General features: G+C 69.7%; 13 protein-coding genes. 6 read left to right on the plus strand and 7 right to left on the minus strand.

The window, feature by feature from the left end; genetic code table 11:
- Nucleotides 1–21: 21 nt before the first annotated feature.
- Nucleotides 22–522: an NUDIX hydrolase gene (locus tag I004_RS0129390; protein ID WP_037978411.1), complete on the minus strand. Its 501-nt coding sequence runs from the start codon at nucleotides 520–522 to the stop codon at nucleotides 22–24.
- A gap of 529 nt (nucleotides 523–1,051) precedes the next feature.
- Here I004_RS0129390 and I004_RS0129395 point away from each other — a divergent pair.
- The 4 genes from I004_RS0129395 to I004_RS0129410 all read left to right on the plus strand — a co-directional run bounded on the left by I004_RS0129395 (nucleotide 1,052) and on the right by I004_RS0129410 (nucleotide 4,962).
- Complete coding sequence (locus I004_RS0129395) at nucleotides 1,052–2,440, plus strand: cation:dicarboxylate symporter family transporter (RefSeq protein WP_486580609.1); 1,389 nt, start codon at nucleotides 1,052–1,054, stop codon at nucleotides 2,438–2,440.
- Nucleotides 2,441–2,551: 111 nt separating this feature from the next.
- On the plus strand, nucleotides 2,552–3,118 hold the full coding sequence (locus I004_RS0129400) for a carboxymuconolactone decarboxylase family protein (protein WP_028438405.1): 567 nt from the start codon (nucleotides 2,552–2,554) through the stop codon (nucleotides 3,116–3,118).
- Nucleotides 3,115–4,017: an SDR family oxidoreductase gene (locus tag I004_RS36920; protein WP_078511907.1), complete on the plus strand. Its 903-nt coding sequence runs from the start codon at nucleotides 3,115–3,117 to the stop codon at nucleotides 4,015–4,017. The genes I004_RS0129400 and I004_RS36920 overlap by 4 nt, the downstream gene beginning before the upstream one ends.
- Nucleotides 4,018–4,047: 30 nt before the next feature.
- Nucleotides 4,048–4,962, plus strand: a complete 915-nt coding sequence (locus tag I004_RS0129410; protein WP_028438406.1) for an amidohydrolase family protein — start codon at nucleotides 4,048–4,050, stop codon at nucleotides 4,960–4,962.
- A gap of 65 nt (nucleotides 4,963–5,027) precedes the next feature.
- Here the strand turns inward: I004_RS0129410 and I004_RS0129415 are convergent, their stop codons facing one another.
- The gene (locus tag I004_RS0129415) at nucleotides 5,028–5,804 is read right to left on the minus strand and encodes an IclR family transcriptional regulator domain-containing protein (RefSeq protein WP_028438407.1); all 777 of its coding nucleotides are present in this window, start codon (nucleotides 5,802–5,804) and stop codon (nucleotides 5,028–5,030) included.
- Between the two features lie 92 nt (nucleotides 5,805–5,896).
- Between I004_RS0129415 and I004_RS36925 the strand changes: the two genes are divergently transcribed.
- Nucleotides 5,897–6,643 carry a hypothetical protein gene (locus tag I004_RS36925; RefSeq protein ID WP_037978244.1) on the plus strand — a complete coding sequence of 249 codons (747 nt, stop codon included), beginning with the start codon at nucleotides 5,897–5,899 and terminating at the stop codon, nucleotides 6,641–6,643.
- A gap of 388 nt (nucleotides 6,644–7,031) precedes the next feature.
- Here I004_RS36925 and I004_RS40620 read toward each other — a convergent pair whose 3' ends face one another.
- The 3 genes from I004_RS40620 to thiC all read right to left on the minus strand — a co-directional run bounded on the left by I004_RS40620 (nucleotide 7,032) and on the right by thiC (nucleotide 10,469).
- Nucleotides 7,032–7,169 (minus strand): DUF397 domain-containing protein, encoded by a 138-nt coding sequence (locus tag I004_RS40620; protein ID WP_078511908.1) that lies wholly within the window; start codon nucleotides 7,167–7,169, stop codon nucleotides 7,032–7,034.
- Complete coding sequence (locus tag I004_RS0129430; RefSeq protein ID WP_486580613.1) at nucleotides 7,126–8,070, minus strand: helix-turn-helix domain-containing protein; 945 nt, start codon at nucleotides 8,068–8,070, stop codon at nucleotides 7,126–7,128. The genes I004_RS40620 and I004_RS0129430 overlap by 44 nt, the downstream gene beginning before the upstream one ends.
- 551 nt (nucleotides 8,071–8,621) lie before the next feature.
- A complete protein-coding gene (gene thiC / locus I004_RS0129435; RefSeq protein WP_028438409.1) occupies nucleotides 8,622–10,469 on the minus strand; it encodes a phosphomethylpyrimidine synthase ThiC in 1,848 nt (615 codons plus the stop codon).
- A 213-nt stretch (nucleotides 10,470–10,682) separates the two neighbouring features.
- Here thiC and I004_RS36930 point away from each other — a divergent pair, with 213 nt between their 5' ends.
- Nucleotides 10,683–12,215 carry a YibE/F family protein gene (locus tag I004_RS36930; protein ID WP_078511909.1) on the plus strand — a complete coding sequence of 511 codons (1,533 nt, stop codon included), beginning with the start codon at nucleotides 10,683–10,685 and terminating at the stop codon, nucleotides 12,213–12,215.
- Here I004_RS36930 and I004_RS0129445 read toward each other — a convergent pair.
- Complete coding sequence (locus tag I004_RS0129445) at nucleotides 12,178–12,399, minus strand: DUF5326 family protein (protein ID WP_028438410.1); 222 nt, start codon at nucleotides 12,397–12,399, stop codon at nucleotides 12,178–12,180. The two genes, I004_RS36930 and I004_RS0129445, sit on opposite strands and share 38 nt — an antisense overlap.
- Nucleotides 12,400–12,603: 204 nt before the next feature.
- Nucleotides 12,604–12,921 (minus strand): cupin domain-containing protein, encoded by a 318-nt coding sequence (locus I004_RS0129450; protein WP_028438411.1) that lies wholly within the window; start codon nucleotides 12,919–12,921, stop codon nucleotides 12,604–12,606.
- Between the last annotated feature and the right edge of the window lie 56 nt (nucleotides 12,922–12,977).

Consider the following 12,977-nt stretch of genomic DNA (forward strand, 5'->3'; position numbering starts at 1 on the left):
GGGCGGACCGCCCCCGGCAGCTCATCCCATGTCGGGGGCGAGGAGCGCCAGTACGCCCTCGATGTTCTTGTCGAGGTACGCGCTCAGCGCGGGAGGCACGACGTCCACGGACGCGATGCCCTCGCGCGTGAAGGGCACCCGCACGAACTCATAGAGTCCGCACGGCTCGTCCACCTCCGGTCCGTGCCTTCGTGAAAGGTCCATGGAGGCGAGGCGGCAGACGAAGAAGTGCTGCACCTTCACGCCCTCCGCACCCTCGTCCGTGGTGTGCGGGACGGTGTCGACGAAGGCGGAGACCACGTCGGTGACCTTCGCGCCGAGCTCCTCGTCGACCTCGCGGTGCAGCGCGTCGATCACGGTTCCGTCCACGCCCGGCTCGACCCCGCCGCCAGGGGTGATCCAGTACGGGTCGCGGCCCGGCTTGGTGCGCTTGATCAGGACGAGTCGGAGGGTGCCCGTGCTGTCTCCGTCGAGGAGGATGGCGCGGGCGGTGCGCTTGACCACTGGACGCTCATGGGCCATGGGTGAGGTCTGGCCCGTGGTGCACCGGGTCAAACCCTCCTGTCGCAGACGTACGGACATCCGGACCTGGTGATCCGCCGCGGGACCGTGCTCCCGGGAACGCACACAGGCGTGGTGAATATCTCCACAGAGGTATATCGATAATGTCGTCTCTGTCACTGGACATTGACGCAGAGTCAACTAATCTGGAATCGGCGGTTCTTCGCGCGTTGAGCCGCCACCGGGCGGTTCGAGGCATGAGGGGGGAGCCTCGAACCGCTTCGGCCTGCAAGGGGGTTGGGGCCGTCGAGCCCTGTGACGTTTCCGGCCCGTCCCCGCTCGCGTCGCGCTCCGTCTTCCCGTAGCCGAAACTCACGCCCCGCGCCTGTCGCTTGGCGGCTTCCGCCGGGCGGGGTCGGGGTCCGTGCGGCTCGCCATCGCCTTGCCGCGGCACCTTTCGTCGCTGCTCGCTTCTTGACCTCCGGAGGAAGCACCTTCAATACTGCGTTCGCGGTACGTGCAGTTGTGCGTCAGTCGAACGAGCGGAGTCATGATGTCGCCGGGAGCCATCCTGAAGAGCGCCTTCACCAGCAAGCTCTACGTCACGGTCCTGGTCGCCATCGCCCTCGGTGCGGCGCTCGGCCTCGCGGCCCCCGGCGTGGGGGCGGCCATGGAGCCGGTGGGCACCGGGTTCATCTCGCTGATCCAGATGCTGATCGCGCCGGTGATCTTCTGCACCATCGTCACGGGCGTCGCCTCGGCCGGCGAACTCACCAGCGTCGGTCGGATCGGCGTGAAGGCGCTGGTCTACTTCGAGGTCCTCACGACGATCGCCCTGATCATCGGCCTGGTCGTGATGGACGTGGCCGCGCCCGGGGCCGGAGTTCACGCCGATCCCGCGAAGGTCGAAGTGACCGGCAGCGCCCGCAGCTACATGGAGCAGGGAGAGGCGCAGCACTGGTACGACTTCATCGTCCAGATCATCCCCGACAGCATGGTGGGCGCCTTCACCGAGGGCAACGTGCTCCAAGTGCTCCTGATATCCGTGCTGTTCGCCGTCGCGGTGAAGATGCTCGGAGAGCGCGGCGAACCGCTGGTGCGCGGGATCGAGCGCGTCGGCGAGGCCGTCTTCGGCATCGTGCGGCTCATCATGTACCTCGCCCCGCTCGGCGCGTTCGGCGCGATGGCCTTCACCGTGGGGAAGTTCGGCACCGACACCCTTGTCTCGCTGCTCGGAGTGGTGCTGCTCTTCCTCGGCGCGAGCGTCTTCTTCTCCGTCGTCGTGCTCGGTGCCGTGGCCCGGCTGTGCGGACTGCGCGTCCTGCGTCTCTACCGTCACTTCAAGGCTGAACTGCTCATCACGCTCGGCACCGCCAACTATGAAGCGGTCATGCCGCAGTTGATGACCAAGCTGGTCGGGCTCGGCTGCCCGAAGCGGATCGTCGGTCTGACGGTGCCGTCCGGGTACGCGTTCAACGGGGACGGCGTCTGCCTCTACCTCGGCTTCGCCGCGCTCTACATAGCCCAGGCCTTCGACATCCACATGTCCTTCTGGGAACAGCTCGGCATGCTCGCCGTCTTCATGATCACGTCGAAGGGGAGCGCCGGGGTGGCGGGAGCGGGCTTCGTCATCCTCGCGGCCACGCTGTCCACCACGGCGGCCGTTCCCGTCGCGGGCATCATGCTGATCCTGGGCATCGACCGCTTCATGTCCACGCTGCGCGGACTTGTCAGCCTCACCGGGCAGATACTCGGCAGCATCGTCGTCAGCCGCTGGGAAGGCGTCTTCGACCGGGAGCGGGCCCGGGCCGTGCTGTACGGGCGCGAACCGGCCGTGGCCGGCGCGCACTCCGGGGGTTCCGCCTCGGCCGAAGCCGACGCACCCGACGAGACCGACCCCGCCGCCTCCGCGGACAGCAGTACCGCGAAGCAGCTGTGACGGGCGGCCCGTCGCGCATGCGCACCGCGCGGCCCCCCCGTCGGCGTCCCGGATCTCCGTACGTCCCGACCACCGGTACACACCCCGGAACCCGCACCCGAGAGGAACTCGATGGCCCGGCTCGACTACGTCCGCAACGACAGCGAGGTCGCGAATCGCATCCGTCTGCGAAGGGGCGGGAAGCTGACCCCGCTCGACGGAATGCTGCTGCACAGCCCGCCCGTCGCGGACGGCTGGAACAACCTGCTGGGCGCCATACGCAACAGCACCTCTCTTCCCGCCGACATACGGGAGTTGGCGGTCCTGCGAGTCGCTGCGCTCAACGGCGCGCCCTACGAATGGCAGGCCCACGAGCCCGTCGGACGCGCCGCCGGACTCACCGACGCGCACCTCGCCGCCCTGCACGAGGGTGGGGACACGACCGTGCTGACCGCCGCGCAGCGGGCGACCCTGGATTACGCCGACGCCATGACGCGCCAAGTGACCGTCCCCGACCCGGTCTTCGACGGCCTGCGCACACACTTCGACGACCGGCAGATCGTCGAACTCACCGCCACCGTCGGCACCTACAACCTGGTCTCGCGCTTCCTCGTCGCACTCGAGGTCGGAGCGGAGGGCGGTGGGGAGGCCGCCACTGAGGACGACGGCGGCCGTCACTGGCAGGAGCGGAGCGCATGAGCGCCGCCCAACGACCCACGCACCGCGCGCACCCCCCGGACCCATGGCCGGCCGCACCGGCCCCGGGAGCCACCGGCGGCACGAGCGGCACGGGCAGGCTCGCGGGGAAGGTCGCCGTCGTCACCGGCGCGGGATGCGTCGGTGCGGGCTGGGGCAACGGCCGTGCCGCAGCAGTGCTGTTCGCCCGCGAAGGTGCCACCGTTCTCGCCGTCGACGTGGACGCGGAGGCGCTGGAGGGGACCGTCGCCATGGCGGACGAGTACGGCGGCGGGGCCGGCACCCGGGTGCACCCGCATCTGTGCGACGTCACCGATCCGGCCGCGGTCGCCGACCTGGTGCGGCGGTGCAGTCGTGAACCGGGCGGCCCGGACGTCCTCGTCAACAACGTCGGCGGCTCTCGGCCGGGCGGCCCCGCCGAACTCGACGAGGACGGCTGGCAGGCCCAGCTCGACTACAACCTCACCAGCGTCTACCTCACGTGCCGCCATACGATTCCGCTGATGCGCGGGCGCGGCGGTGGCGCGATCGTCAACACCGCTTCGACGTCGGGGCTGCGTTGGACGGGGTCGCCGCAGATCGGCTACGCGTCGGCGAAGGCCGCCGTCATCCAGTTCTCCCGTGTGGCCGCGGTTCAGCACGCCCCGGACGGCATACGCGTCAACGCCGTCGTCCCCGGCCAACTGCACACGCCCATGGTCGAGGCGCGGCTCGCCGGGCAGCGCACGGGCGGCGACGCGGCGGCCCTGCTCGCCCAGCGCGAGGCGCGCATCCCGCTCGGCTTCATGGGCGACGGACGGGACACCGCGAACGCCGCGCTCTTCCTCGCCTCGGACGAGGCCCGCTTCATCACCGGCACCGAGATCGTCGTCGACGGCGGCATGACCGCCCGCTGCGACTGAACACCCCCCGCACGACATGGAGTTCCAGCCGTGACCGATCCCTCAGAACCTGCCAGCGGGACGCCCACGTGCCCGCCGCCGGTCGCCCGGCCCCGCCGGCCCCGTACGCAACTGCCCTCGGGAGCCTGCGACTCCCACTGCCACATCTTCGGCCCCACGCACACCTTTCCCTATGCACCCGGGCGGACCTTCACCCCGCCCGAGGCGCCCAAGGAGCGGTTGCGGGAACTGCACCGCCTGCTCGGCCTGGAGCGCGCCGTGATCGTGCAGTCGGCCTGCCACGGCACCGACCACTCCGCACTCCTCGACGCGCTCGACGCGGCGGGGGGCCGCTGCCGCGGGGTCGCGATCATCGACTCGGCGACGCCCCCCGAAGAGGTACGCCGCCTGCACGAGGCCGGAGTGCGGGGCGCACGCCTGCACTTCACCCCGCACCTGGGATCGGCGCCCTCGGAGGAGGAGATCCGTTCCGTCGTCGGTCTCGTCCGTCCCTACGGCTGGCACATCGCGCTCCATGTGCAGGGCGACGGGATCGCCGACCACGAGGAGCTGGTCCGCTCGATTCCCCTGCCGGTCGTGATCGACCACATGGCCCGCGTCGATCTGCGGGACGGTCCGAAGAGCCGCGCGGTGAGCGCGCTGCGGGGGCTGCTGCAGACCGGCCGGGTCTGGGTGAAGATCAGCGGCGCCGACCGGCTCGCCACCGCGCCGCCGAGGATGGACGACTCGGCGGAGCTGGCCTGCCTCCTCTTGACGGACGCGCCGGAACGCGTCGTGTGGGGCACGGACTTCCCGCACCCCAACACCCACGGATTCATGCCGGACGACGGCGACCTGACCGATCTGCTGTCCCAGATCGCGTCCAGGCCCGCGGACCTGCGGCGGATCCTCGTGGACAATCCCACCCGCTGCTTCGACTTCGACGAGGCGGAGCCGGCGAACTGACCCGGACAGGCCGGGGCCGGTCAGAGCGGGACAGAAACAGAAGCAGCCGAGTGCCGGGAGCAGGATCAGTGCAGACCCGTGTAACCGATGTCGGCCGTGATCGCGTCCGCGGTCTCCACCACCCGCGGCACGCACACCTGCCGCAGCTCCTCCAGGGGAACGCGCGCCGCGTTCGCGGACACATTGACCGCTGCCAGCACGTGGCCGCCCCGTCCTCGCACCGGCGCCGCGGCGGAACGCACACCCTCCTCGCGCTCCCCGTCCACGACGGCGAAGCCCTGCTCCCGGACGCGGTCCAGCTCCTGCCGGAGCTCATCGGGGTCCGTGATCGTGTTCCTGGTCAGCGGCTCCAGCCGTGCGTCCGCGAGCAGTGCGTCCAGCTCCCGGGGGGAGAGCGCTGCCAGCAGCACACGGCCCATGGATGTCGCGTAGGCAGGCAGACGCGAACCGATGCTCAACGTGATCGACATGCTTCGCGCCGCAGGAACCCGCGCCACGTACACGATCTCTGCACCGTCGAGGGTCGCCATGGAGCAGGACTCGCGCAGCTCGTCGGCGAGCGCCCGCATCCGGGACTGTGCCGTCTCCCAGTACGGCAGGGCGGAGAGGTAGCCGAAGCCGAAGCGGAGCACGCGCGGAGTGAGGGCGAAGCGCCGCCCGTCGGTCTCGGCGAAGCCCAGCCGCTGGAACGTCAGCAGTATGCGGCGCGCGGTCGCCCGCGAGAGTCCCGCCGCCTCGGCCGCCTCCGTCACCGACATCTGCGGCCGCTCCGCGGAGAACGACTCCAGCACACGGAAGGCCTTCTCGACCGAGTCGATGACGTCGGGATCGCTACGTGACACCCCTTCCGCCTCCCCCTTGTGTCAGCCGCCGACCGGTCACCGTCAAGCGTCGCAAACGCTACCTCAGCGCCGCCACCCGAAAGGATCTCCCCATGACCCAGGGTCTGCTATACGTCCTGTCGGAGCCGGGCCGGGTGCCGGACGAGGAGTTCCACGACTGGTACGACCACGAGCACGCCCCGGCACGGCTCGCCGTTCCCGGCATCCGCAACGGCTTCCGCCACCGGGCCGCGGACGGACTGACCCCCACCTGGATGGCCTGCTACGACCTCGGCCTCGACGCGCTCGAGAGCCCCGACTACGCGCGCCTGCGCACCAGGAGCCCGCGCGAGCAGCGGGTCGTCGATGACCTGGCCGTACTGGACCGCCGCGTCTACGAGCTGCTCGACTCGCACGGGTCGATGCCCGCGGCAGCCGCGGGCGGCACGGAATGCGCGGCACCCTCGCAAGAACCGACGCCTGCCGGACCTGCCGCGCCCGCCGGACCGCCCGAACCCGCCGCAGCGCCCGTCGCGCTGTGCGTCGCCATGAGCACCGGCGACGAGGCGGCCTTCCACGACTGGTACCTGGGCGAGCACATCCCCCTGCTGCACACTCTGCCCGGCTGGTGGCGGACCCGGCGCTTCCGCCGGCTGGAAGGCGCGGGCCCGGACTTCCTCGCGTTCCACGACATCAGCGGCACCGGCCTGTTCGAGACCGGCGCCTACCGCCGGGCGGTCAGCACCCCGCTGCGCGAGCGCGTGATGCGCACCGTCACCGACCGCGAGCGGCGCGTCTTCCGCTTCCATGCGGCGGTGACGCCCGGTCGCGCGTCACCGGAAGACAACGGGCGGGGATGAGCGGGGAGTTGGGCCGGCCCGGTATCAGCCGGATTCGGGCCGAGGGCCGGAGGCATCGTGCTGTTCCAGAGCCTCACCGTCCGGTCGCAGCTGCCGGTGGCGAGCCAGTCGCCGACGCGGGACTCCTGGCCCCAGGGCAGCACCTGGTCGCTCAGCCACACGGCCAGCGTGAACGTCAGCACACCGCACACTCACCTCGTGGCCGGGCCGGGCCGGAGCGTCATGACCGTCAGCCGTCCATGGAGATGGAAAAGGACCGGTCGAGGGAGCTTGAAAAGGGCGCTGCCCCCGGCCGGGTCCGCGAGAGGCCCGAACCGGGGGCGGCTTTCTGCCACTTGAGGGCGCTACGTTGCTCTTCCAGTTGGGCAACGGGGCGTCGCGCGGCACGTCAGTCAGTCAACAGGCCCTGACCGACGGCGGAAATGAAGGTGCTGAATGACTGCATCGGCATCAGGAGGGCGGGATCGTCCGGGCGCTTGCTGTCACGCACAGGAACGACGTTCGGAAACCCGTCCGCCACCTCCACGCAGTCGCCCCCCTCTTGGTTGCTGTAGCTGGACTTGCGCCAGACGGCGGCGCTGAGCTCGGGACGGCATGCGAGGGTCATGGTCGATTTCCTCCATCGCAGTTCTGATCAGCTCCGCGGACATCCTCGGGGGAAATGCCAGTGCCCTGAGGCGCTCGTACGTCACGGCGTAGGTTTCGACGTCCTCTGGCTCTTCGATCAGCTGCCCGGACTCCGCGCCCTCGGTGTACGCCACCGTCGACCTGTCCGGGAGGGTGAGCATCGTGAGCGATCCTCCGAGAGTCGCGTGCTCTCCGCTGCTGAACGGTAACACCTGCACGGTTACTCGCTGCCCTTCCACCGTTTCGAGAAGTCGCGCGAGTTGGGCGCCCATGGCGGCCCCACTGCCGATGCTGCGCCGCAGGACCGACTCATCCAGCACCACCCACAGATCCAGTCCGTCGGGGCCGGCCAGCTGGTCGTGACGATTCATCCGTGCTGCCAGCCGCTCCTCAAGTTGCTCCGCACTCCGCAGCGTTCGGCCGACCTCCAGCAGGGCTCGCGCATAACCCGTGGTCTGCAGCATGCCGGGAACCACATGCGCCGCGTACTGATGCATCACAGTCGCTCGCGCGGACAATTCCATGAAGCGCCGCGACCAGTCCGGAAACGCCTCGCGGTACACATGCGGCCAAAGATCCGCGAACAAATGGTCGGCGCCGAGTTCCTTGTCCAGCAGACGTGCCAAGTCGACGGTGGGCTTGTGCCCAGTGGCGCGCTCTACCTGTGCGATGCGCGCGCCCACGACGTGAACGCTCCGTCCCAGTTCGGCCTGCGTCAGTCCCGCACCCAGACGCAGACGGCGCAGGCGCGCTCCGAACAGTGCTGCCATCGATGACGCAGGGTCAAGGTCGTTGGCCATGAGTTCACATCCCTCTTTACGGCTGGCGCCGTAAAGCCGTTGGGTCTTCTGACCATACGCGCCGAGAGCGACTCTTGATGTACTCAGAGTCAAGACAGGCAAGACTGTTGACAGGCAAGGGGCATGCGGTATGGCAGGCAATCCAGCGGACGGCCCGGCATGCATGAGGTACGACGATGACCTGCCGTACGCCGACGAACTGAACAGGCGAGCAGAGGCGCTGATGGCGCGTATCGACAAGCACCTTGAGCGACGGGGCCCGGCGTCTGCTGGCCCCTCGGAGGTGACTCCCGACGAACCAGCAGGTCAGGCCCCCTCGTCGGAATGAGCAGCAGTCAGAACAGGCACCTGGCGATTACCTGCCCATCGCCTTGCCGGCTGCACCGGTCACGCCTGCGCTTCGAGTTCTCCGTTCAGGAGCCGACTCTGATCGAGCACCATGCGGCAGCGGCCAAGCGTGCGGATCTCCGTACGTGGTGGCTGTCGAGAGCCGAAGCCGGCACCGGACGACTTACAGGCCCGGTGCCGGCTCCTCAGCAACGCTCCATCGACTACTCGGCGATCGGCAGATAGACCCTGTTACCCGCCTCGGCGAACTCCCGGGACTTGGCGAGCATGCCCTCCCGGACCTCGACCTCGTCCAGCGTTCCGTTCTCGTCGGAGCCGAACCGCTCGTTGATGCTCCTGCTGATCTTCATCGAGCAGAACTTCGGCCCGCACATCGAGCAGAAGTGAGCCGTCTTCGCCGGCTCCGCCGGCAGCGTCGCGTCATGGAAGGCGCGCGCCGTGTCCGGATCGAGGGCCAGGTTGAACTGGTCCTCCCAGCGGAACTCGAACCGGGCGTCGGACAGCGCGTCGTCCCACTCCTGCGCCGCCGGGTGACCCTTGGCCAGGTCCGCGGCATGAGCCGCGATCTTGTACGTGATCACGCCGGTCTTGACGTCGTCACGGTCCGGCAGCCCCAGATGTTCCTTCGGGGTGACGTAGCAGAGCATCGCCGTGCCCCACCAGCCGATCATCGCGGCGCCGATGCCACTGGTGATGTGGTCGTAGCCGGGTGCGATGTCGGTGGTGAGCGGGCCGAGGGTGTAGAACGGCGCCTCGTCGCAGACCCGCTGCTGACGGTCGACGTTCTCCTTGATCTTGTGCATCGGGACATGGCCCGGGCCCTCGATCATCGTCTGGACGTCGTGCTCCCTGGCGATGCGGTTGAGTTCGCCCAGGGTGTCCAGCTCGGCCATCTGCGCATCGTCGTTGGCGTCCGCGACGGAGCCGGGCCGCAGCCCGTCCCCGAGGGAGAAGGTGACGTCGTAGCTGCGCAGGATGTCGCAGAGCTCCGAGAAGTGCGTGTAGAGGAAGCTCTCTTCGTGGTGCGCGAGGCACCAGGCCGCCATGATCGAGCCGCCGCGCGAGACGATGCCGGTCTTGCGGCGGGCGGTCAGCGGCACGTACCGGAGCAGCACTCCCGCGTGCACCGTCATGTAGTCGACGCCCTGCTCGCACTGCTCGATGACGGTGTCCTTGTAGACCTCCCAGCTCAGCTCCTCCGCCTTGCCGTCGACCTTCTCCAGCGCCTGGTAGAGGGGCACCGTGCCGATGGGGACGGGGGAGTTGCGCAGTACCCACTCGCGGGTGGTGTGGATGTTGCGGCCGGTGGAGAGGTCCATCACGGTGTCGGCGCCCCAGCGGGTCGCCCACGTCATCTTCTCCACCTCCTCCTCGATGGAGGAGGTGACGGCCGAGTTGCCGATGTTGGCGTTGACCTTCACCAGGAAGTTCTTCCCGATGATCATCGGCTCGGTCTCGGGGTGGTTGACGTTGGCGGGCAGCACGGCACGGCCCGCCGCGATCTCGTCCCGCACGAACTCGGGAGAGCAGCTCTCGCGGATCGCCACGTACTCCATCTCCGGAGTCACCAGCCCGCGCTTGGCGTGGGCGAGTTGGGAGACGGACGCCCGCCCGTCCGGGCCCTCGCGGCCCCGGCGGGGCCTGCGGGGCCGGCCCGGGAAGACGGCGTCGAGGCCGTCGAGCCCCGGGGAGCCGTTGCCGCCGGCGCCGTTCCTCCCGTTCCGGCCGAGGGTGCCGCCGCGAGGCGTGGTGTGCTTGATTCCGTCGTCCTCGGGCCGCAGTTCACGGCCCGCGTACTCCTCCGTGTCGTCGCGTTCGATGATCCAGTTCTGGCGCAGCGGTGACAGCCCGCGGCGCACGTCGGTCTCGATGTTGGGATCGGTGTACGGCCCGGACGTGTCGTAGAGCGTCACATCCTGGTCGTTGGTGAGGTGCACACGGCGGACAGGGACCCGGAGGTCCGTGCGCGATCCGCTCAGATACCCCTTGTGCCAGCCGAGTTCACGAGGCGCGTTCTCGGCCGAGGGCGTACGTGCATCCTGCATGGTCATGGGACCAACTCCCTACGCCGGCATTACCCGGTAACAGGTTCGGCGGTCGACGCAGCCTTGTCCGTTGCCCGTTGATCCGGTGCGAACGGAGGTCAGCGCCCTCTCAGCCCCGTGCTCGGAGCTCCCGCGATGTGCAAAGCACTCCCACGCTAGTCGTATGACGGTGGTGATGAACAGAGCGCCCATCGGCGGGGGCTTTGCAATGATCGGGGCGTGACTCCTACTCCGCGGTCCGGCACGGACCGGCACGCACCAGGCTCCTCCGAACCCGTTCCGGTTCCGGGACAGGACCGTGAGGGAGAACGCCGCGCCGCGCTCGCACACCAGCGCCGGCACGAGAGCGCGCCCGGGCACGGGCACTCCCACGCCCACAGCCACGGGCCCCCGGCCCCGGTCTCCCGGCATCTGCGCAAGGTCATCGCGGCGGTCCTGATCCCCTTCGCCGTCGCCGTACTCGCCGGGCTCGTCGTGCTGTGGCCCGGCGGAGTGCCCGAAAAGGGCGGGCCCAGCGGCGTCGGATTCGACCGGCCCACCCTTCCGGCACGCGTCACCGCGGTGCGGGTCGTGGACTGCAAGGACGTGAACGCGCAGCCGCCCGCGGGGCAGCCGGGCCAGACCCCCGGGCAGTCCGCGGGCGCCGGCGGTGACGGCGGCGCAGGCCAGGCCGGCGGAACGTGCCGCAAGGCGACCGTCGAGGTCACCGGCGGAAAGGACAAGGGCAGCACGTTCACGGAGGTCATCACCCCCGACGCCACCCGCACCTACTCCGCCGGGCAGGACGTCGTCGTCGCCTACGCCGCGAAGGCGCCGAAGGAGCTGCGCTACAGCGTCATCGACGTCGACCGGAAGCTGCCGATGGTGCTGCTCGCGGGCATCTTCGCGCTGTTCGTCGTGCTGGTGGGGCGGCTGCGCGGCGTGCTCGCGCTCGTCGGTCTCGCCGTGAGTTTCGCGGTGCTGAGCCTGTTCATCCTGCCCGCGATACTTCAGGGCTCGAATCCCCTGGTGGTGGCGGTCATCGGGGGCAGCGCGATCATGCTGGCGACGCTGTATCTGTGCCACGGACTGTCCGCCCGTACGTCCGTGGCCGTCCTGGGCACCCTGATCTCACTGCTGCTGATCGGTGTGCTCGGCTCCCTCTTCATCGGCTGGGCCCATCTGACGGGCAACACCGACGACCAGACGGGCCTGGTGCACGGCCTCTTCCCCGGCATCGGCATCCAGGGCCTGCTGCTGGCGGGTGTGCTGATCGGCTCGCTCGGCGTGCTCGACGACGTGACGGTCACGCAGACCTCGGCGGTGTGGGAGCTGAAGGAGGCCGATCCGGGCGCCGGCTGGCGGAAGTTGTACACCTCGGCGATGCGCATCGGGCGGGATCACATCGCGTCGGTGGTCAACACCCTTGTGCTGGCCTACGCGGGCGCCGCACTGCCGTTGATGCTGCTGTTCTCCATCGCGCGCAGCGGCGTGACCACGGTGGCGACGAGCGAGGTCGTCGCGGAGGAGATCGTCCGCACGCTCGTCGGCTCGATCGGGCTGGTGGCCTCGGTGCCGGTGACGACGCTGCTGGCCGCCCTCGTCGTCTCCTCGGACCGTAAGAGGGCGGTGGCGGAGGGCGTCCCCTCGGGCGCCGCCGCAAGGACGGGTGCGCCCATGGCCGCGGGCCCACCCGGGAGTACGGACCCGCGGGTGCGTACGGGCCCGGAGGTCATCACTCGTCGTGGCGGGAAGAGGAGGAAGCCGAAGTGAAGTGCCGCACCAGGTAGATGAGTCCGCCGACGAGGGCGGCGAAGATCAGCACCTTGAAGAGGAGACCGATCAGGAAGCCGACGACGCTGGCGATCAGACCGCCGAAGACGACGACGGCGATGACCGGGATCGCGACCCACTTCACCCACCACGGCAGGCTTCTCAAGATCCCCTTGGCGTCCATGTCTGGCTCCTGTCGGCCGGTCCGGCACCGCTCGTGGCGGGCCGGTGCGTTACGGGCTGCTGTGCGGCGGCACGGTCCGCCGCTGCTGCACCACCGATGCTAGAGCGCCGGGAGCCGCGCCGGGAGGGCCGCCGACCCCGGCCCTCCCCTGAAACGTCCCCCACCGCGACCCTGAGCCGTGCGGGCGGGAGGCGTCCGCGGGCGTCAGCTCTCGGGCGGCGCGAAGACCACCATCACCCGCAGGTCCTCCGCGATGTGATGGAACTTGTGCGGCACTCCGGCCGGCACATAGACGATGCTGCCCCGCGCGACCGCCGTGGTCTCGTCCCCGACGGTGATCGCCCCGCGGCCGCTGACGACGAAGTACACCTCGTCCTGCTTGTGCGGCTTCTGCGGATCGCTCGTGCCCCGGTCCAAGGCGTAGAGCCCGACGGACATGTGGCGCTCCCGCAGGAACTGGAGGTACGCGCCCTCATGAACGACGCGCTGAGCCTCCAGCTCCTCGAGCCGGAACTCCTTCATCTCCCCGTCCACCCCTTGTCGATCGTCCTCGCGCCCGCACGCCGCCGGTCCCGCCC

It is taken from the genome of Streptomyces sp. TAA486 (assembly GCF_000426165.1).